The 17,758-nt window shown below is 54.0% G+C and carries 20 protein-coding genes; 10 read left to right on the forward strand and 10 right to left on the reverse strand.

Features of this window, described 5'->3' with window-relative positions; genetic code table 11:
- Positions 1 to 67 precede the first annotated feature (67 nt).
- Positions 68 to 1,369, forward strand: coding sequence for an ATP-dependent protease ATPase subunit HslU (gene hslU, locus AC07ED_RS14420; RefSeq protein WP_105236198.1), 1,302 nt, complete (start codon positions 68 to 70; stop codon positions 1,367 to 1,369).
- Here the strand turns inward: hslU and AC07ED_RS14425 are convergent.
- Genes AC07ED_RS14425 through AC07ED_RS14435 form a run of 3 tightly spaced genes read right to left on the reverse strand, consistent with a single transcriptional unit; the run spans position 1,357 to position 3,652 of the window.
- Positions 1,357 to 1,965 carry a Smr/MutS family protein gene (locus AC07ED_RS14425; protein ID WP_105236197.1) on the reverse strand — a complete coding sequence of 203 codons (609 nt, stop codon included), beginning with the start codon at positions 1,963 to 1,965 and terminating at the stop codon, positions 1,357 to 1,359. The two genes, hslU and AC07ED_RS14425, sit on opposite strands and share 13 nt — an antisense overlap.
- Positions 1,965 to 2,939 (reverse strand): murein transglycosylase A, encoded by a 975-nt coding sequence (gene mltA / locus AC07ED_RS14430; protein WP_105236437.1) that lies wholly within the window; start codon positions 2,937 to 2,939, stop codon positions 1,965 to 1,967. Before mltA ends, AC07ED_RS14425 begins: the two co-directional genes overlap by 1 nt.
- 56 nt (positions 2,940 to 2,995) lie before the next feature.
- On the reverse strand, positions 2,996 to 3,652 hold the full coding sequence (locus tag AC07ED_RS14435) for a Tim44/TimA family putative adaptor protein (RefSeq protein WP_105236196.1): 657 nt from the start codon (positions 3,650 to 3,652) through the stop codon (positions 2,996 to 2,998).
- Between the two features lie 105 nt (positions 3,653 to 3,757).
- On the opposite strand from AC07ED_RS14435, the gene AC07ED_RS14440 reads away from it, so the two are divergent.
- Both AC07ED_RS14440 and secB read left to right on the forward strand, forming a co-directional pair.
- The gene (locus AC07ED_RS14440; RefSeq protein WP_105236195.1) at positions 3,758 to 4,231 is read left to right on the forward strand and encodes an FxsA family protein; all 474 of its coding nucleotides are present in this window, start codon (positions 3,758 to 3,760) and stop codon (positions 4,229 to 4,231) included.
- A gap of 74 nt (positions 4,232 to 4,305) precedes the next feature.
- Positions 4,306 to 4,803, forward strand: coding sequence for a protein-export chaperone SecB (gene secB, locus AC07ED_RS14445; RefSeq protein ID WP_067552434.1), 498 nt, complete (start codon positions 4,306 to 4,308; stop codon positions 4,801 to 4,803).
- Here the strand turns inward: secB and dnaQ are convergent.
- From dnaQ to AC07ED_RS14465, 4 genes are read right to left on the reverse strand one after another with little or no spacing between them, the layout of a single operon-like run.
- Positions 4,796 to 5,533 carry a DNA polymerase III subunit epsilon gene (dnaQ, locus tag AC07ED_RS14450; protein WP_105236194.1) on the reverse strand — a complete coding sequence of 246 codons (738 nt, stop codon included), beginning with the start codon at positions 5,531 to 5,533 and terminating at the stop codon, positions 4,796 to 4,798. The genes secB and dnaQ overlap by 8 nt on opposite strands.
- Entirely contained in the window at positions 5,526 to 6,119 is a 594-nt protein-coding gene (coaE, locus tag AC07ED_RS14455; protein WP_105236193.1) for a dephospho-CoA kinase, read from the reverse strand. Before coaE ends, dnaQ begins: the two co-directional genes overlap by 8 nt.
- Complete coding sequence (locus AC07ED_RS14460; protein WP_105236192.1) at positions 6,116 to 6,946, reverse strand: shikimate dehydrogenase; 831 nt, start codon at positions 6,944 to 6,946, stop codon at positions 6,116 to 6,118. Before AC07ED_RS14460 ends, coaE begins: the two co-directional genes overlap by 4 nt.
- Positions 6,943 to 7,542 carry a Maf family protein gene (locus AC07ED_RS14465; RefSeq protein WP_105236191.1) on the reverse strand — a complete coding sequence of 200 codons (600 nt, stop codon included), beginning with the start codon at positions 7,540 to 7,542 and terminating at the stop codon, positions 6,943 to 6,945. Before AC07ED_RS14465 ends, AC07ED_RS14460 begins: the two co-directional genes overlap by 4 nt.
- A gap of 398 nt (positions 7,543 to 7,940) precedes the next feature.
- Between AC07ED_RS14465 and AC07ED_RS14470 the strand changes: the two genes are divergently transcribed.
- The 7 genes from AC07ED_RS14470 to AC07ED_RS14500 all read left to right on the forward strand — a co-directional run bounded on the left by AC07ED_RS14470 (position 7,941) and on the right by AC07ED_RS14500 (position 15,291).
- Positions 7,941 to 8,417 carry a CopD family protein gene (locus AC07ED_RS14470; RefSeq protein WP_105236190.1) on the forward strand — a complete coding sequence of 159 codons (477 nt, stop codon included), beginning with the start codon at positions 7,941 to 7,943 and terminating at the stop codon, positions 8,415 to 8,417.
- Positions 8,418 to 8,528: 111 nt separating this feature from the next.
- Positions 8,529 to 9,800: a transcription termination factor Rho gene (gene rho, locus AC07ED_RS14475; RefSeq protein WP_067552437.1), complete on the forward strand. Its 1,272-nt coding sequence runs from the start codon at positions 8,529 to 8,531 to the stop codon at positions 9,798 to 9,800.
- A 22-nt stretch (positions 9,801 to 9,822) separates the two neighbouring features.
- Complete coding sequence (gene mnmE / locus AC07ED_RS14480) at positions 9,823 to 11,103, forward strand: tRNA uridine-5-carboxymethylaminomethyl(34) synthesis GTPase MnmE (protein ID WP_105236189.1); 1,281 nt, start codon at positions 9,823 to 9,825, stop codon at positions 11,101 to 11,103.
- A gap of 2 nt (positions 11,104 to 11,105) precedes the next feature.
- Positions 11,106 to 12,983 carry a tRNA uridine-5-carboxymethylaminomethyl(34) synthesis enzyme MnmG gene (mnmG, locus tag AC07ED_RS14485; protein ID WP_211096414.1) on the forward strand — a complete coding sequence of 626 codons (1,878 nt, stop codon included), beginning with the start codon at positions 11,106 to 11,108 and terminating at the stop codon, positions 12,981 to 12,983.
- Complete coding sequence (rsmG, locus tag AC07ED_RS14490; RefSeq protein WP_105236188.1) at positions 12,980 to 13,585, forward strand: 16S rRNA (guanine(527)-N(7))-methyltransferase RsmG; 606 nt, start codon at positions 12,980 to 12,982, stop codon at positions 13,583 to 13,585. The genes mnmG and rsmG overlap by 4 nt, the downstream gene beginning before the upstream one ends.
- Entirely contained in the window at positions 13,578 to 14,378 is an 801-nt protein-coding gene (locus AC07ED_RS14495) for a ParA family protein (RefSeq protein ID WP_105236187.1), read from the forward strand. Before rsmG ends, AC07ED_RS14495 begins: the two co-directional genes overlap by 8 nt.
- Positions 14,379 to 14,388: 10 nt before the next feature.
- Complete coding sequence (locus AC07ED_RS14500; protein WP_105236186.1) at positions 14,389 to 15,291, forward strand: ParB/RepB/Spo0J family partition protein; 903 nt, start codon at positions 14,389 to 14,391, stop codon at positions 15,289 to 15,291.
- On the opposite strand, the gene hemW is transcribed toward AC07ED_RS14500, so the two are convergent.
- The 3 genes from hemW to rph are packed head-to-tail and all read right to left on the reverse strand — an operon-like array spanning position 15,288 to position 17,756.
- Positions 15,288 to 16,445 carry a radical SAM family heme chaperone HemW gene (gene hemW, locus AC07ED_RS14505; RefSeq protein WP_105236185.1) on the reverse strand — a complete coding sequence of 386 codons (1,158 nt, stop codon included), beginning with the start codon at positions 16,443 to 16,445 and terminating at the stop codon, positions 15,288 to 15,290. The two genes, AC07ED_RS14500 and hemW, sit on opposite strands and share 4 nt — an antisense overlap.
- Positions 16,438 to 17,049, reverse strand: a complete 612-nt coding sequence (rdgB, locus tag AC07ED_RS14510) for an RdgB/HAM1 family non-canonical purine NTP pyrophosphatase (protein ID WP_105236184.1) — start codon at positions 17,047 to 17,049, stop codon at positions 16,438 to 16,440. The genes hemW and rdgB overlap by 8 nt, the downstream gene beginning before the upstream one ends.
- Positions 17,046 to 17,756, reverse strand: a complete 711-nt coding sequence (gene rph / locus AC07ED_RS14515) for a ribonuclease PH (RefSeq protein WP_105236183.1) — start codon at positions 17,754 to 17,756, stop codon at positions 17,046 to 17,048. The genes rdgB and rph overlap by 4 nt, the downstream gene beginning before the upstream one ends.
- Between the last annotated feature and the right edge of the window lie 2 nt (positions 17,757 to 17,758).

A 17,758-nucleotide genomic window follows, 5' to 3' on the forward strand; every position in this document is an offset into this window, starting at 1 on the left:
ACACGACAGTGCGGGTTGGTTTTTGCCGCTCAGATGCCTAGATCGGAAGTGTTGAAAAGAGGACACCATGACAGACCTTACCCCGCGCGAGATCGTATCCGAGCTTGATCGTTTTATTATCGGCCAGAATGAGGCCAAACGCGCCGTCGCCGTTGCGCTTCGCAACCGTTGGCGCCGCAAACAATTAGGCGATGATCTGCGCGATGAGGTCTACCCAAAGAACATCCTGATGATTGGACCAACTGGCGTCGGTAAAACAGAGATCAGCCGTCGTCTGGCAAAACTCGCCCGCGCCCCGTTCATTAAGGTCGAAGCCACAAAATTCACCGAAGTCGGTTATGTAGGCCGCGATGTGGAACAGATCATCCGCGATCTGGTTGATATTGCGATCCTGCAAACCCGTGAATTCATGCGCGAGGACGTTCGGGCAAACGCGCAGCGCGCTGCCGAAGAGCGCGTGATCGACGCGATTGCAGGGACCGAGGCTCGCGATGGCACTCGCGAGGCGTTCCGCCGCAAGCTCCGCTCTGGCGAGTTGGATCAAACTATTATTGAGTTGGAAATTCAGGACACATCAAACCCGATGGGTGGCTTTGAAATCCCTGGTCAGCCGCAGATGGGCGGTATGATGAACCTCGGTGATCTGTTCGGTAAGGCATTCCAACGATCGGTGAAGAAAAAGCTCACCGTGGCTGAGAGCTATGATGTGCTCGTTTCGGAAGAAGCCGATAAGCTGCTCGACGACGAACTGGTTAAGAAGACCGCGATTGAGGCCGTTGAGCAAAGCGGCATCGTGTTCTTGGACGAAATCGACAAGGTGTGCGCCCGTGCAGACGCGCGTGGTGCTGACGTGAGCCGCGAAGGCGTGCAGCGCGACCTGCTTCCGCTGATTGAAGGCACGACGGTGTCGACCAAGAACGGTCCCGTTAAGACCGACCACATCCTGTTCATCGCGTCGGGTGCGTTCCACGTTGCGAAACCGTCGGACCTACTGCCTGAATTGCAGGGTCGTTTGCCCATTCGGGTTGAATTGAATGACCTGACCGAAGGTGACTTCGTTCGTATTTTGACGGAAACGGACAATGCGCTGACACTGCAATATTCGGCTCTGATGGGCACCGAGGACGTCACTGTCGAATTCACCGAGGATGGGATCGCAGCGATCGCGAATATCGCGGCGACGGTCAACAAATCGGTCGAAAACATCGGTGCGCGGCGTCTCTACACCATCATTGAACGGGTATTCGAAGAACTGTCCTTCAACGCGCCAGATCGGTCGGGTGAATCCGTCAAAATCGATGCGGCCTATGTCGAAGCGAACGTTGGTGAGTTGTCACGCTCCACCGATATGAGCCGCTACGTGCTGTAACCTAAGCGCGTACGCCGCAGGTAAACGTAATACGCGCCATGCCCGCCGTGTTTGAGGTGGGCGGGCGTCGTCTGCAGAACCAACCGCCCCAACGGCGGCAGACGGAGCCACTGTGGTACTTGATGCCGCAGAACGCCCATGCGCGTTGGGATCGGACCGCCTTCGTCACGATCCTTGCCTTTCCCCGTGATGACCAAGACCAATCGATGCCCTTTTTCATGCGATGACAGGATGAAGTGGGTCAGCTCACCATGCGCCTCGTTTAGGGTCATGCCGTGCAAGTCGATCCGCGCATCTGGGGAAAGTTTGCCCTTGGTCATCTTGCGGTGGGTTTTGTGGTCCATCGAAACGGGCGCAGCGGCTAGGGCCTCGTGAATCGGGGCGGCTATACTGTGTTTGGGTTTTAGATCCACCTTTGCCCCAACTCGAAACCGAGGGATCGGCGCGGGTGCTGGAACAGGATGATGGGACGGAGCCCGAACAGGTTCATCGGGCGCAACTGTCGGGGCCTCAGGTGCTAAACGCGTTGTAGTGCTAGCCACCTGATCCCAAAGGGCTTTTTCTTCAGCGGTAAGCTGACGGCGACGGCGGGCCATCAGATGACCTCGGGGACCAATGCATAGGCCATCTGGATCGGCAAAAGCATGATCATGCGACCCGTATCCTTTATTTCGCCCGCTTCCAGACCAGCCTCAACGCCCGTGCCGATAAAGATATCAGCCCGCTGTGCACCCTTGATCGCAGAGCCAGTGTCTTGGGCAATCATCAAACGGTTCATCGGATTTGCGCCGTGACGTTCGATCCACACAGGTGCGCCAAGCGTCGTGTAGGCTGGATCAACAGCGATAGAGCGCATGGCCGAAATGGACCTGTTCATCGCGCCAAGAGGTCCTTTTTCAGCGGGAACCTCGGTCACGTTGCGAAAGAACACGTAGCTTTCGTTGGTCCAAAGCAGGGCGCGGCCTTCGTCTGGGTTATTGCGGACCCAATTCCGAATGACCGTCGCACTGACCTGATGTTCGCTATAGATGCCACGTCGGATCAGTTCCTGACCGATTGACGAATAGGGGCGTCGGTTGTTCCCTGCATATCCCACACGGATCACAGAACCGTCTTGGAGGCGAATACGACCTGACCCTTGGACCTGCAGAAAAAACCGATCAACTGGATCAGCGAGCCACGCGATCTCAAGCCCTTGGGACGCTAGAGCGCCGTTCTCTTCGATCTCTTGGCGCGTCAACCAAGGACCAGTTGGGGGCAGGGCGCGGGGTAGGCGGTAAATCGGGTAGCGAAAGGTCGCCGTTCGCTGAAGGCTGCCACGCAGTTCAGGCTCAAAATACCCCGTGAACAGCATCGGTTCACCATCGGTGGCCATAACGGGCTTAAAGAACAGCTCGAAAAATCCTCGGGCATCGGACACGTCGTTGGACAGATTACAGAGCGTCGTCCATTCGGGATCGCTCATCAGGTCGCAGGTTTCTTTGAATGCAGTAAAGGCAGCGGAATGATCATCCTCTGCCCAACCGTTCAAGTCCGAAAAATCAAGAAGCGTGTAGGTCGTTTCGGCCATCGCCGCCCCCGAAAATAGGGTCAGACAGAACGCTATCGCGTGCCCGACCCGCCGCATTATTCACCTGTAGACACAAGGACCCAGTTCGGATCGTTGCTGCCCATAGCGCGTGCAAATGTCCAGACATCGCGCTGACGTTTGGTGCTATTTGGTCCACCTTCGATGATGTCACCAGCCTTATCACGAACTGTGTAAGTGTATTCGCCCGTAAAGCGGATTGCGACTTCGGCTTCTTTGGTATCAGCGCTAAATTCAACGTCCTGAACCGCAATCTCGGAAATCCCGATAAAGGTGGCTTCGACAGTCAGACCTTCGGCCTCACGCGATGCGATCACGTCAGAGAAGGCGTCATAAATGTCCTCGGAAATAAACGGGCGGATCGATGCAATTTCGCCTTTTTCAAAGGCCATGAGGATCATTTCATACGCGCCACGGGCACCCTGCAGGAACTCGGATACGGTGAAGTCTGGGTCAACACGCTTCATCGCAGCCAAAGCATCAGCCGCCGGGCTAGCTTCGGGAACGTTATCAACGATGTCACGGTCTGGGCCGCCCTCAATCACCTCGAAATTGGCACGACGATCAGGCGCCTCGTTTCGCGTGACGGCAGGTTTTTCAAATCCCTCACGGGTCCCAAGAACGCTGCGCAAGCGTAGGATCAGGAAAACAGCAACGCCAGCTAGGACCAGCAGCTGAATTAGGACTCCGTTCATAAGAAAAACCTCTTGTTCATTGGGTGGGCATTCAAAACGCTACCCACCCGACTTATGTATGGCAGAGGCCCGGTCAAGTCCACCACGGGTCAGAAAGGACTTATAATGTGGCTTTTGATACCTTTTGTTGCCGTTCCGATGATCGAGATCGCGCTTTTCATCTCTGTTGGCGGAGCAATCGGGCTTGCTTGGACGCTTCTCATCGTGCTGGCGACCGCCGTCATCGGTGCGAATTTGGTGCGGAGCGAGGGCGCAAAAGAGCTCGGTAAACTGCGACAGAGCTTTAGCAGCCTCAGTGACCCGTCAGAGTCCTTAGCCAGTGGTGCAATGATCCTGTTTGCGGGGGCGCTGCTTCTGACACCTGGATTTTTCACAGACACCGTTGGGTTCTTACTGCTCATTCCGCAGGTGCGGAGCCGCGTTTTTCAGTATCTGCGAACCAAGGTAAACGTTCAGAAGTTCCAATTCGGTGAGCCGCCGCGCCAACAGCAACGGTATGACGATGTGATTGACGGCGACTTTGAACCTGTTGATCCAGACAAACATCCGACCCATCCATCGGGATGGACACGTCATTAACCAGCCCATGAGCATTGAGGGTCTGGTAAAGGCCTGATAGACAATCCCCGACCTTTTAAATGTGGAGTTGCCCGATGGCCGAGACCCAGACCCCCGAAGCGGCGCAGCAGCCGCAAATCAAGAACCGCATCATCGCACAATTCGTGCGTGACATGTCGTTCGAAAACATCCTCGCTCAAAAGGGCGTAAAGGGTGATCCGCAGCCAGAAATGGGTGTGAAGGTTAGCCTTGATGCGCGCAAACGTGCAGACAACCAGTACGAAGTCATCACGAAACTAACCGTTTCGTCGAACACCAAAGCTGACAAAGAGCCGCTGTTCCTTCTCGAGCTGGAATATTCTGGTGTGTTCCACATCGAAGGCGTGCCGGAAGACCAGATGCACCCCTACCTGATGATCGAATGCCCGCGCCTGACCTTCCCGTTCATTCGCCGCATCGTATCTGACGTCACCCGTGACGGTGGCTTCCCGCCGGTGAACCTCGACACGATCGATTTCGTTGCGATCTACCGTGGTGAAATTGCTCGCCGCGTTCAGGCTCAGCAAGCCGAAGCGCCCGCACAGCCTAACTAAGCTTTTTCCAAAGCGCGCTGTCGCCCATCTTACCGATAAATTCGGCATGGGCGGCGGCTTCCTCTTCGGTGATCCGCGAGGGCAGGGGCGTAGATCGCGGCTTTGGTCGCCAATCGTCCACTTCCGCAACATTTGTTCTGCCCGACGATTGCGACGACGTTGCCAAAGCAAAGTCAGGCTGACGGCCCCCGATCAGTTCGAGATATACATCCGCCAAAATTTCAGAGTCGAGCAGCGCGCCGTGGAGCGTGCGGTTCGAGTTGTCGATGCCAAATCGACGACACAGCGCATCAAGCGAGGCAGGCGACCCTGGGAATTTCTTGCGGGCAATCGCCAGCGTATCCAAAGCCTGATCGTTCGGGATCAATGGCAACCCCATCCAACCCAACTCTGCGTTCAAGAATTTCATGTCAAAGCTGGCGTTGTGGATGACCAGTTTTGAATCCTGAATGAAGTCGAGGAATTTCTGGCCGATCTCGGCGAACAAAGGTTTGTCCCGCAGCTTAACCTGCCCCGGTTGCGCCTCTTGCGGCGGTTCAAGAAGGTCAGGACCGATGCCGTGGATCTTGAACGCGTCCATTGGCATGGACCGTTCGGGGTTGATATAAACGTGAAACGTTTTGCCTGTAGGCATGTGGTTCAGCAGTTCGAGACACCCGATTTCAACAATGCGATCCCCACTGTGGGGTTCAAATCCTGTGGTCTCTGTATCGAGAACGATCTCACGCATGGGACTGCCTTGTTTTCAACTCTGCAATCAGGTTTCGCACGGCGGAACGGGTCGCGTCCAGCGTCAGCGTCTCAATAACATGATCCGCGCGCGCGCGTTTTTCGGCGTCGGGCATTTGCCGCGATAGGATCATTTGAAACTGTTCAGACGACATCGTTCCACGATCCAAAACGCGTTTGGCCTGAACCTCTGACGGGCAGGTCACGACCAACACGGAGTCGAGCCACGTATCAGCACCTGTTTCGAACAAAAGCGGGATGTCAAAAACGACGAGTTCAGCCTTATTAGTATCTAAAAACTCTGCTCTGTCCGCTGCAACGAGCGGATGAACAATAGCTTCGAGTTTCTGCAATGCCATCGCATCTTTCGCAATGATCTGTTTGAGTTGATCGCGATCAACAGCCCCATCCACGATGGCATCTGGGAACTCTTGTCCAATCGGCAGAACAGCTGCACCGCCTTTCGCGTAGAGCTTATGAACCGTGGCGTCTGCGTCCCAAACGGGCACACCGTCATCGCGGAACATGGCAGCCGTCGTGGATTTGCCCATCCCGATTGATCCGGTCAGGCCAAGCTTCCACGTCATGCCAAAATCACACGCCGCGTTTCGTCGTCCACGTCAGGACGATGACCGAACCAGCGTTCAAATCCTGGAACCGCCTGATGGAGCAACATTCCGAGGCCATCGACGGTATGACAGCCAGCCTTTTCGGCCTCATCGAGGAGCGTGGTCCGCAGGGGAGTGTAAACAATGTCGGCAACGATCGTTTTTGGCTTCAGCCCATCAAGGTTCACTTTGAACTCCGGGCCGCCCGTCATGCCCAGCGACGTCGTATTGACCACGGTAGAGGCGGAACCAAGGGTCGCTGCGACTTGTACCCACTCGATGACTTTAATCTTTGCCCCGAAATCGTTTTTCAGCGCTTCAGCATTCGTCCGCGTGCGGTTCGCGAGTAGGATTTCAGGAACGCCACTGTCCAAAAGCGCAGTGATCACAGCGCGAGCAGCTCCACCTGCACCTAAAACAAGCGCCGGACCCGCATCAGGCTGCCAGTCTGGGGCACCTTGCCAGATGGAAGCTGTGAAACCGTATCCATCTGTATTGTCAGCGTAGATTTTTCCATCACGGAAGGTCAGCGTGTTAGCGGCGCCGATCATTGACGCACGATCAGTTACAACATCAGCAATTTCGATCGCGCGGATTTTATGTGGGATCGTTACGTTGCAGCCAACAAATCCGAGCTTGTGCATATTGCGGACAGCAACTTCGAAATCGGCAGCTTCGACGTGCATCGGAACATAATGACCTGCGATTCCGTATTTCTTGAGCCAATACCCATGGAGGATTGGAGACCGCGAGTGCGAAATAGGGCAGCCGATAACACCAGCTAGGGGGATCTTAACGTCGCTCATGCGGGTAGTGCTCCTCGGACGGTCAAATAGTTTAGGAGCTCGATCATCGGGAGACCGAGCACGTTGAAATAATCACCTTCAATGCGCGACATCAATCGCACGCCTTCTTCTTCTAACTTATATCCACCGACTGACCAGCGGACGGACTCCCAATTGCGATCAACATAATCGCAAAGATAGTCGTCTGAAAACTCACGCATCGTTAAACGCACCACACCGACGTGCCGCCAGAGGGGTTCACCATCTTTATAGATGACCGCAGCGGAAAGCAGACGGTGCGTTTTGCCGCGCAGGGCGGTTAGTTGGGCGAGACATTCGGACGGGTCTGCAGGTTTTGACATGACGGAGCCGTCGAAATCCAAAACCTGATCACAGCCAACCACCAATGCCCCGTTGGCCTTTAGGCTCACCTTTCGGGCTTTAGCTTCGGCAAGGAAATCTGCAATATCACGAGGCGATGCTTCTTCTGCTTCTAACGAGGCGCGGATCATCTCTTCGTCGACACGGGGCTTTTCTGTTGTGAAAGGAACCCCTGCGTTGCGCAGCAGGGTTGCCCGAATTTCAGAGCTGGATGCAAGGATGATAGGGTCAGCCATGTGGATAAAACCGCGGATAAACCGATGAGAGTTTGGGTGTTCTTTGGGGAGTTCTTAGGGCTTGACGGCGCTGGGGGCAAATAGCCTGTCATTCATTCCCGATTCCAGCACAGTTCACCAAGATGGGGATAGGATAACTTTGCCATGTGAAACGCAGAGCAAGAATCGACAAAGGACTCCGACAGCTCCAAGAGTCAATTTGGCGCATGATGCGTTAAACTCTTATTAAACATTGTTAATTTTTATATCCACAGATGATTTCAACCTTGTGGATGCCTGTGAGTATCTGGATAAACTTGGGGAAAATTGCGAATAGCTGTGTTATCCACAGTACAACAATCAAAATCCTTTCTTCTTTCTTTATTTATTTAAGTAAGAAGACCTGAGAGAGGCAAAGAATGATCGATTGGATTCAAGACGCTCTAAGCGCGTCCTATTTTTGGACAAAGAGCCTGCACATCGTTTCGGTCATGTCTTGGATGGCTGGGTTGTTCTATCTTCCACGTTTGTATGTCTATCACGTTGAAGGCCTGAAAAAGCAGGGCGTCGAAGCAGATAGCGATATGGACAAGCTATTCCAGCATCAGGAGCGGCTTTTGCTGAGAGCGATCATGAACCCTGCAATGATCGCCACATGGATGTTCGGTTTAATGCTGGTTTTCACGCCCGGAGTTGTGGGGTGGAACATGGTTTGGCCTTACACCAAAGGCGCGTCCGTGATTGCTATGACATGGTTCCATCATTGGCTTGGCTATCGTCGTAAGGATTTCTTAAACGGGAAAAATACGCTGACAGGGCGCCAGTATCGTTTAATGAACGAGGTTCCGACCGTTCTGATGTTGATCATCGTCTTCTCGGTCATCTTTAAATTCTAAATTTGACTCCAGCGCGGTCCTGCGCGTAATAGAAGGGCCCTTTCGTCCGAAGGGGACTCTGTCTGTAAAATTTACCAATATGCCGGCCGGATGGCCGCGAAAGGGTTTGTCATGTCGCAAGACCGCCTGAACCTTGCCGATCTCAAGGCGAAAAGCCCCAAAGACCTGCTTTCTGTTGCTGAAGAGCTGGAAATCGAAAACGCATCGACCATGCGCAAGGGCGATATGATGTTCTCGATCCTGCGTGAACGCGCAGATGAGGGCTGGATCATCGGTGGCGATGGCGTGTTGGAAGTTTTGCAGGACGGTTTCGGGTTCTTGCGTTCGCCAGAAGCGAACTATCTGCCCGGTCCTGACGATATTTACGTCTCTCCTGACATGATCCGTCAGTTTTCGCTACGTACAGGCGATACCGTTGAGGGTGTGATCAAGGAACCGAACGACAACGAACGTTATTTCGCGCTCACCAGCGTTGAGAAGATCAACTTTGAAGACCCAGAAAAGGCGCGTCACAAAGTTGCATTCGACAACCTGACCCCGCTTTATCCCGATGAACGCCTGAAAATGGAGATCGAAGATCCGACCGTTAAGGATCGTTCGGCCCGTATCATCGACCTCGTCGCGCCGATTGGTAAAGGTCAGCGTTCGTTGATCGTGGCTCCACCGCGTACTGGTAAGACGGTATTGCTGCAGAATATCGCTCACAGCATCGAAAAGAACCACCCTGAGTGCTATCTCATCGTTCTGCTGATCGATGAACGCCCAGAAGAAGTTACCGACATGCAGCGCTCTGTGCGCGGCGAGGTGGTGTCGTCAACTTTCGACGAACCGGCATCGCGCCACGTTGCCGTATCCGAGATGGTCATTGAGAAGGCGAAACGCCTCGTGGAACACAAACGTGACGTTGTGATCCTGCTAGACTCGATCACGCGTCTTGGCCGTGCGTTCAACACGACCGTTCCGTCGTCGGGTAAGGTTCTGACGGGTGGTGTGGACGCAAACGCACTGCAACGCCCGAAACGCTTCTTCGGTGCGGCTCGTAACATCGAAGAAGGTGGTTCGCTGACCATCATCGCGACCGCGCTGATCGATACAGGATCGCGTATGGACGAGGTTATCTTTGAAGAATTCAAAGGTACGGGTAACTCTGAAATCGTTCTGGACCGTAAGGTTGCTGATAAGCGCGTCTTCCCAGCGATGGATATCCTCAAATCAGGTACCCGTAAGGAAGATCTGCTCGTGGATAAGGTCGATCTGCAGAAAACCTATGTTCTGCGTCGTATCCTCAACCCAATGGGCACGACCGATGCGATTGAATTCCTGATCGGTAAGCTGAAACAAACCAAATCGAACGCTGATTTCTTCGATTCAATGAATAGCTAATCCCCACAAGGAGGATTTGGTTATGGATACGATCTATGCCCTGGCCACGGCGTCGGGCAAAGCAGGCGTTGCTGTCATCCGGATTTCGGGCGCTCTCGCGTTCGTAGCTGGACGGCGGTTGTGTCGTGATCTCCCTCGGGGTCGCGGCTTGCGTCGGATCGTGGACGGGCAGGGCGATCTGATCGATGAAGCCTTGGTTCTGACTTTCGATAAGGGCCGGAGTTTTACAGGCGAAGAGGTTGTTGAGCTCCAACTACACGGTTCACCCGCGATTATCGCAGCGGTTTTGTCCGAGTTGTCTGGTTTCGATGGCCTTCGGCTGGCTGAAGCGGGTGAATTCACACGGCGTGCACTTGAAAACGGGCGTCTCGACCTCGCACAGGTTGAAGGCCTCGCTGATCTGATCGATGCAGAGACAGAAGCACAACGAAAACAAGCACTTCGTGTGTTTCAGGGAGCTTTGGGTGATAAGGTCATCGCTTGGCGAGAGCGTCTAGTTCGCGCGGCGGCGTTGGTCGAGGCAACGATCGATTTCGTCGATGAAGACGTACCCGTCGATGTGATGCCTGAAGTGACCGAGTTGTTGCGCGGCGTTCAAACAGAAATGCAAGCCGAGGCCGAAGGTGTGCGCATCGCTGAACGTATTCGTGATGGCTTTGAGGTCGCGATTGTTGGTTCACCGAACGTTGGAAAGTCGACACTCCTTAACCGTCTGGCGGGGCGCGAGGCGGCGATTACCTCGGAAATCGCTGGGACGACCCGCGATGTGATCGAGGTCCGTATGGATTTGGGTGGTCTTCCAGTCACCGTTCTGGATACGGCTGGCCTGCGTGAGACCGACGATATCGTCGAAGGTCTGGGGATCGAGTTGGCGCGAAAACGGGCTGAGGCTGCTGATCTTGTTATCTACATGTTGGATATCGCTGAAGATATCTCACAGCATTTTGATAACGATACGCTGATTGTCCGGGCTAAGCAGGATCAGTTTAATAGCTCTGAAATCGGTGTCTCAGGCAAGACGGGCGCGGGTATTGATCGTCTTGTTGCTCTGATTGAAGAGCGACTGGTTGCTAAGACTGCTCGTATTGGCGTTGCAATGCGGGAACGTCATCGAATTGCGCTCCTGCGTGGGTGTGAGGCGTTGGATACTGCGATTGCGCTCGTGGACAGCGAAACGGGAATGACCGATCTTATCGCGGAAGAGATTCGAACAGCGGCTCGGGCGACAGAATCGCTCACGGGCCGTGTGGATGTTGAAGATTTGCTGGACGTCATCTTTTCCAGCTTTTGCATCGGAAAATAGGAGTGTTTCACGTGAAACATTTGGACTTTGATGTTGTCGTGATCGGTGGTGGTCATGCTGGAACCGATGCAGCACATGCCTCGGCACGTATGGGTGCTAAAACCGCACTGGTCACGTTGAGCTTTGACTCCATCGGTGTGATGTCGTGCAATCCCGCTATAGGTGGCCTTGGTAAAGGGCATCTAGTTCGCGAAGTTGACGCGCTCGATGGCGTCATGGGCGTTGCGGCGGACATTGCCGGCATTCAGTTTCGTCTGTTGAACCGCAAAAAGGGGCCGGCTGTTCAAGGGCCTCGGGCGCAGGCGGACAGAGCTCGTTATAAGGCCGCAATGCAGCATTTGGTCCAGATTCAGCCAAATCTCTCGGTTGTTGAGGGTGAAGCGACCGATCTAATTATGGACGGAGCTCGCGTTGCTGGCGTGATCTTGGACGATGGATCAGAAATTGAAGCACGCGCTGTGGTCCTGACGACTGGGACATTCCTGCGTGGCGTTATTCATATTGGAGATGTCCGAAAATCGGGGGGTCGAATGGGTGATAAGCCTTCGATCAAGTTGGCGGAACGCCTTGATGGTTTTGGATTGCCGCTCGGTCGATTGAAGACGGGCACGCCTCCGCGACTAGATGGTCGAACGATTGACTGGACAGACCTTGAAAGTCAGCCAGGTGATGATGAGCCATCGCTCTTTTCGTTCCTATCCAAGTCCGTCACTGCACCGCAAGTTTCTTGCGGAATTACCCATACAAACGAAAAAACACACGAGATTATCCGCGATAACCTGTCTCGTTCCGCGATGTATGGTGGACACATTGAGGGGATTGGGCCTCGGTATTGCCCGTCGATTGAAGATAAAGTCGTGCGTTTTGCCGATAAGTCCTCGCATCAGGTTTTCCTTGAGCCCGAAGGTGTCGATGATCCGACGATTTACCCGAATGGCATTTCGACTTCTCTCCCCGTTGATGTGCAGGAAGCTTATGTTCGATCAATGAAGGGTTTGGAGAATGTTACGATCCTCCAGCCTGGGTACGCGATCGAGTATGATTACGTTGACCCTCGAGCGCTGAAGCCGACGTTGGAGCTTCGTGATGTCGGGGGTCTATTCTTGGCAGGCCAAATCAATGGTACGACTGGGTATGAAGAGGCGGCGGCGCAGGGGCTCGTCGCTGGTCTGAATGCTGCGCGGACTGCCCAAAGCGGCGATGCAATCACGTTCAGCCGTACGAGCAGCTACATTGGTGTCATGATCGATGATTTGATCACCCGCGGTGTGTCCGAACCGTATCGCATGTTTACGTCGCGGGCAGAGTTCCGCCTTTCGCTACGTGCAGACAACGCGGATCAGCGTTTGACCGAATTTGGTCGGGACGTAGGTTGTGTCGGTGATGATCGTTGGGAGTCATTCAGCGAAAAAATGTCAGCGATTTCAAAAGCACGAGACGTTCTGTCAGGTGTGGCTTTGAGTGCGCGTCAGATCTCGGATACTGGTGTTAAATTGAACCCAGATGGTCCTGGAAGAACTGCTCTAGATGCGCTGTCGCTCGCCGAATTTGAAGATGCCGAATTGCTCGCTCTGGTACCGGAAGCGTCTGAGATCACTACTGAGGTTCGTCAGCAGATCAAACGCGACGCGCTTTATGCTCACTACATTACCCGTCAGGCAAAGGATATCGAAAGCCTGCGCCGAGACGAAGAAGTGCAGATTCCTGAAGGGTTTGAATACACGGGTGTGTCTGGGTTATCGAACGAACTGGCATTGAAGTTAAACCGTGTTCGGCCAACGACCATTGGACAGGCCTCGCGTATTGAGGGGATGACGCCCGCAGCACTTGTCTTGCTGCTCGCGCGGATCAGGAAACATGAAAAGGCGAAGTCGGCATGATCGCAGGTGTAGATGTTTCACGTGAAACATTGGAGAGGTTAGGTGCTTTTGAAGATCTCGTTCGTAAGTGGACGAAAAAGATCAACTTGATCGCTCGTAATGATGTCGAGCATATCTGGGATCGCCATATCGTGGATTCCGCACAGGTTTGGGCATCCGCGCCAGCCGAATGGAACCACTGGGCTGATATCGGAAGTGGCGGTGGTTTTCCGGCCATTATCCTTGCGGCCATCGCCGTCGAGAAGAAGCCGGAGGCACGTTTTACTCTGATTGAGAGCGATCAACGCAAGGCGACGTTCCTGCGCACAGCGATCCGTGAACTTGGTTTGAATGCTACTGTCCTAGATGACCGCATCGAAATGGCGCCGCCTCAGTACGCTGATGTAATCTCAGCGCGGGCCTTGGCGTCGTTAACCATTCTACTCGGTTTTGCGGAGCGTCATCTGGCTCCAACCGGTTTTGCTGTATTCCAAAAGGGGAAAACAGCTGACGACGAAATAATTGAGGCAAAGCAAACTTGGGCCTTTGATTACAATAAGGTGCCAAGTATCACCAATGGCGATGCTTGCGTGATTTCAATCAAAGGATTTTCCCGTGTCTGATTTGAGCCGGACAACTCAGCCAAAAATTATCGCGGTGGCGAACCAAAAAGGTGGAGTTGGCAAGACAACCACCTCAATTAACCTCGCCGCTGCGCTTGCCGAGTTGGGCCGAAATGTTTTGCTTGTTGACCTGGATCCGCAGGGGAACGCCTCGACTGGCTTGGGTATCGAGCCAGATGAACGGAATGTGACGACATACGATCTGCTCGTTGGTGAGGAATCACTTTTTGATGCGATTCATAAGACGACCGTCGAAAATCTATTGGTCATTCCCGCGACAACGGACCTTAGCTCGGCTGATATTGAGCTAATATCCAATGAAAAGCGGAGCTTCCTGCTCCATGATGCGCTTCGTCAGCCGGCAATTGATGCTTTTGCCCTCGATTATATCATCATCGACTGCCCGCCGTCTCTGAACCTTCTGACTATCAATGCGATGGTTGCTGCGGATTCGGTTATCGTGCCGCTGCAGAGCGAGTTCTATGCGCTCGAAGGTCTGTCACAGCTGATGTTGACCATCCGCGAGGTGCGTCTAACGGCGAATCCCGATCTCGCCATCGAAGGTGTTGTTTTGACGATGTATGATCGTCGGAATAACCTATCTCAGCAGGTTGAAGATGACGCGCGCGAAAACCTACGTGATTTGGTCTTTAAAACGGTCATTCCGCGTAACGTGCGTCTGAGCGAGGCGCCGTCTTTCGCGATGACCATTTTGGAATATGATCCGCAGTCACGTGGCAGTCAGGCTTATCGCGAATTGGCCGAAGAACTGATTGAACGAGAAAAGAAATAGGGAGAGGCTGATGGCTGATAAACCGAACCGAAATCGTGGGCTTGGCCGTGGTCTTTCCGCGCTCATGTCGGACGTAACCGCACCTGTTGATCGCAGCACCGGAGCCCCAACGCCGCGCGCCCCTGATCTTATGGTCGCTATTGAACGTATTGAACCGAACCCTGATCAGCCGCGCCGTTATTTTAATGAAGACGCGCTCAATGAACTTGCGTCGTCGATCAAAGAAAAAGGCGTCATTCAGCCGCTGATCGTGCGTAAATCGCCGCGCGACGAGTCCAAATTCGAAATTGTTGCTGGGGAACGTCGTTGGCGTGCCTCGCAAATCGCTAAACTTCATGAACTGCCTGTCATTGTGCGGGATTTCACCGATACTGAAGTCCTCGAAGTCGCGATCATCGAAAACATCCAGCGCGCTGACCTGAACGCAATTGATGAGGCGGCAGGTTACAAACAGCTGATGGATCGCTTCGGGCATACTCAGGAACAGCTCAGCCAAGCGCTGGGTAAGAGCCGTAGCCATATTGCAAACCTGATGCGTCTACTGAACCTTCCGCAGGATGTGCAGACGCAGGTTATCGAAGGCAAACTTAGCGCGGGTCACGCACGAGCTTTGGTCGGTAACGATCAAGCCTCTTCGATTGCGCAAAAGATCATTCAGCAGGGGCTGTCCGTCCGCGATACTGAGAAATTGGTTAAAGTGGATCCTGCGAAAGAAAAAGTGGCCCAGAACAATCGCGTTCGTGCGGCCGCAAAAGACCCTGATACAGCCCAACTCGAACAGGAATTGAGCGCGAACTTGAAAATGAAGGTATCGATCGATCATCCAGTTGGGAGTGAAGCTGGCAAGGTGACGATCAGCTATTCGAACCTTGATCAACTCGACGATCTGCTACGGATTTTGTCGGTCGGTTAGTCGGCCAGAAGCTCTCGCAGAACACCATTTAGAACGGGCCGCCCAGTTGCAGAGACGCACAGGCGGCCCGCTTTCGTTTCGACAAAGCCCATTTCGGTCATACGGTTAATGTTGTTTGAGAACCGATTGCCGCCCAATGCGTGAAGACGAGAAATGTCAACGCCCTCAGTGAGGCGCATACCCATCAAGAGAAACTCTGTGACTGCATCTTCGGCGGTTAGCGCGTCAGATAGGGTTTCACCGCTCCCCTTAGTTTCAACTGCATTGAGCCACATCTGGGGAGCAGTATGGGTTTCGGTCGCATGTCTGATGCCGTTGAGCGTTAGTCGCCCATGCGCGCCTGGGCCGATCCCAGCGTAATCGCCGTAGCGCCAATAGATCAGATTATGTTGGCTCTCTGCGCCTTCTGGGGCATGGTTCGAGACCTCGTATACAGGGAACCCCATTTGATCGCAGATCTCTTGGGTTGCGTCATACATGTCTGCAGCCGCGTCGTCGTCGGGTAAACCGCGAAGTTTACCGACCGCGTAACGATCACCAAATGCTGTGCCGTCTTCGATTGTGAGTTGATACAAAGACAGGTGATCAATGGCCAAAGATAGAGCCTGTTTCAGCTCAATTCGCCAATTTTCAAGCGTTTGGTTCTGTCGTGCGTAGATCAGATCGAAACTGACGCGATCAAATACACTTCGTGCGACATCGAAGGCTTTCATAGCGTCTTCGACACTGTGTAAACGGCCCAAAAGACGCAAATCATCGTTATTTAGAGACTGAAATCCCATTGAGACGCGGTTGACGCCTGCATCACGGTATCCGTGGAAACGGCCCGCCTCTATAGACGTGGGATTGGCCTCTAGCGTGATCTCGCAGGAGTTGGTCATCCGCCATGTCTTGCGGACTTTGTCGAGGATGGCGTGGACCAATTCTGGATCCATGAGGCTCGGTGTTCCGCCGCCAAAGAAAACTGATTTGAGGATGCGACCTTGGGTCAATTGTCCGACGCGATCGATCTCCGACAAATAGGCGCGCGCCCAGCGATCTTGGTCGATGGACGCGACGACGTGACTGTTGAAGTCACAATATGGGCATTTCGACTGGCAAAACGGCCAGTGGATGTAGAGCCCAAAGCCCCCGTTTTCCCAATCCTCAGGCAAAGCAACCCTTTACCAGTTTGGCGAACGCGTCCGCACGGTGGCTGATCTTGTTCTTTTCCCAACGGTCCATTTCACCAAACGTGATGTCGTAGCCGTCGGGTTGGAAAATGGGGTCGTAGCCGTGGCCTTGGTCGCCGCGCATCGGCCAAACGATCTGTCCAGACATGATCCCAGGGAACACTTCGTCGTGTCCGTCTGGCCAAGCTAAAACCAGCGTACAGCAAAAACGAGCGGTCCGTGGGAAGGGGGCGTTAACCTCTTCCAATTTTGCCCACGTTTTCTCCATCGCCATGACGAAATCACGGCCGTTTGCCGTTTCGGCCCAGTCTGCGGTGTAGACACCCGGTGCGCCATCTAGCCCGTCGATTTCGATCCCTGAATCATCCGAGAGAGCAGGCAAACCAGTCTCTTTTGCAGCGTAATGTGCCTTGATCCGAGCGTTTCCGACAAAGGTGGACTCGGTTTCTTCAGGCTCAGATAGGCCATGATCTGCAGCAGAGGTCAGCGTGATCCCGAACGGGCCGAGGAGATCAGCGATCTCCTCGAGCTTGCCTTTATTGTGAGTGGCAACAACCAGTTCTTTCCCGTCAAACCGCCGTGTCATTTTACGGCCTGAAGCTGGGCTGCAACGAGTTCCGCAATCCCTTTGTCCGCGAGATCCATCAGCTTTGCCATTTGATCGCGGGTAAAGGTTGCCCCTTCAGCGCTCATCTGGACTTCGACCAGACGGTCTCCCGCCATGACAAAGTTGCCGTCAACGCCTGCTTCGGAGTCTTCTGGGTAGTCGAGGTCCAGAACGGGCTGGCCCGCGTAGATGCCACAGGACACTGCCGCAACAGGGTTCACCAGCGGATCAGAGATCACGTCGCCAGTCTTCATCAGCTTGTTCACGGCGAGTTTCAATGCGACCCAACCGCCCGTGATCGATGCGCACCGGGTTCCGCCGTCGGCTTGGATTACGTCACAGTCGATTGTGATCTGGCGTTCACCCAGCGCAACACGGTCCACACCAGCGCGAAGCGAGCGACCGATCAGACGCTGGATTTCAACGGTGCGGCCACCTTGTTTGCCTTGCGTGGACTCGCGGCGCATCCGCGAACCCGTCGAACGCGGTAGCATGCCGTATTCAGCAGTCACCCAGCCAAGGCCCGAGCCTTTGATGAACGGAGGCACGCGGTCTTCGATCGTGGCAGTGCAAAGGACATGAGTGTCACCCACTTTGATCAGGCAAGACCCTTCGGCATGTTTCGTGACACCGACTTCGATTGAAATCGGACGCATTTCATCTATCTGACGACCTGAGGGGCGCATTA

This window comes from Aestuarium zhoushanense (assembly GCF_056431045.1).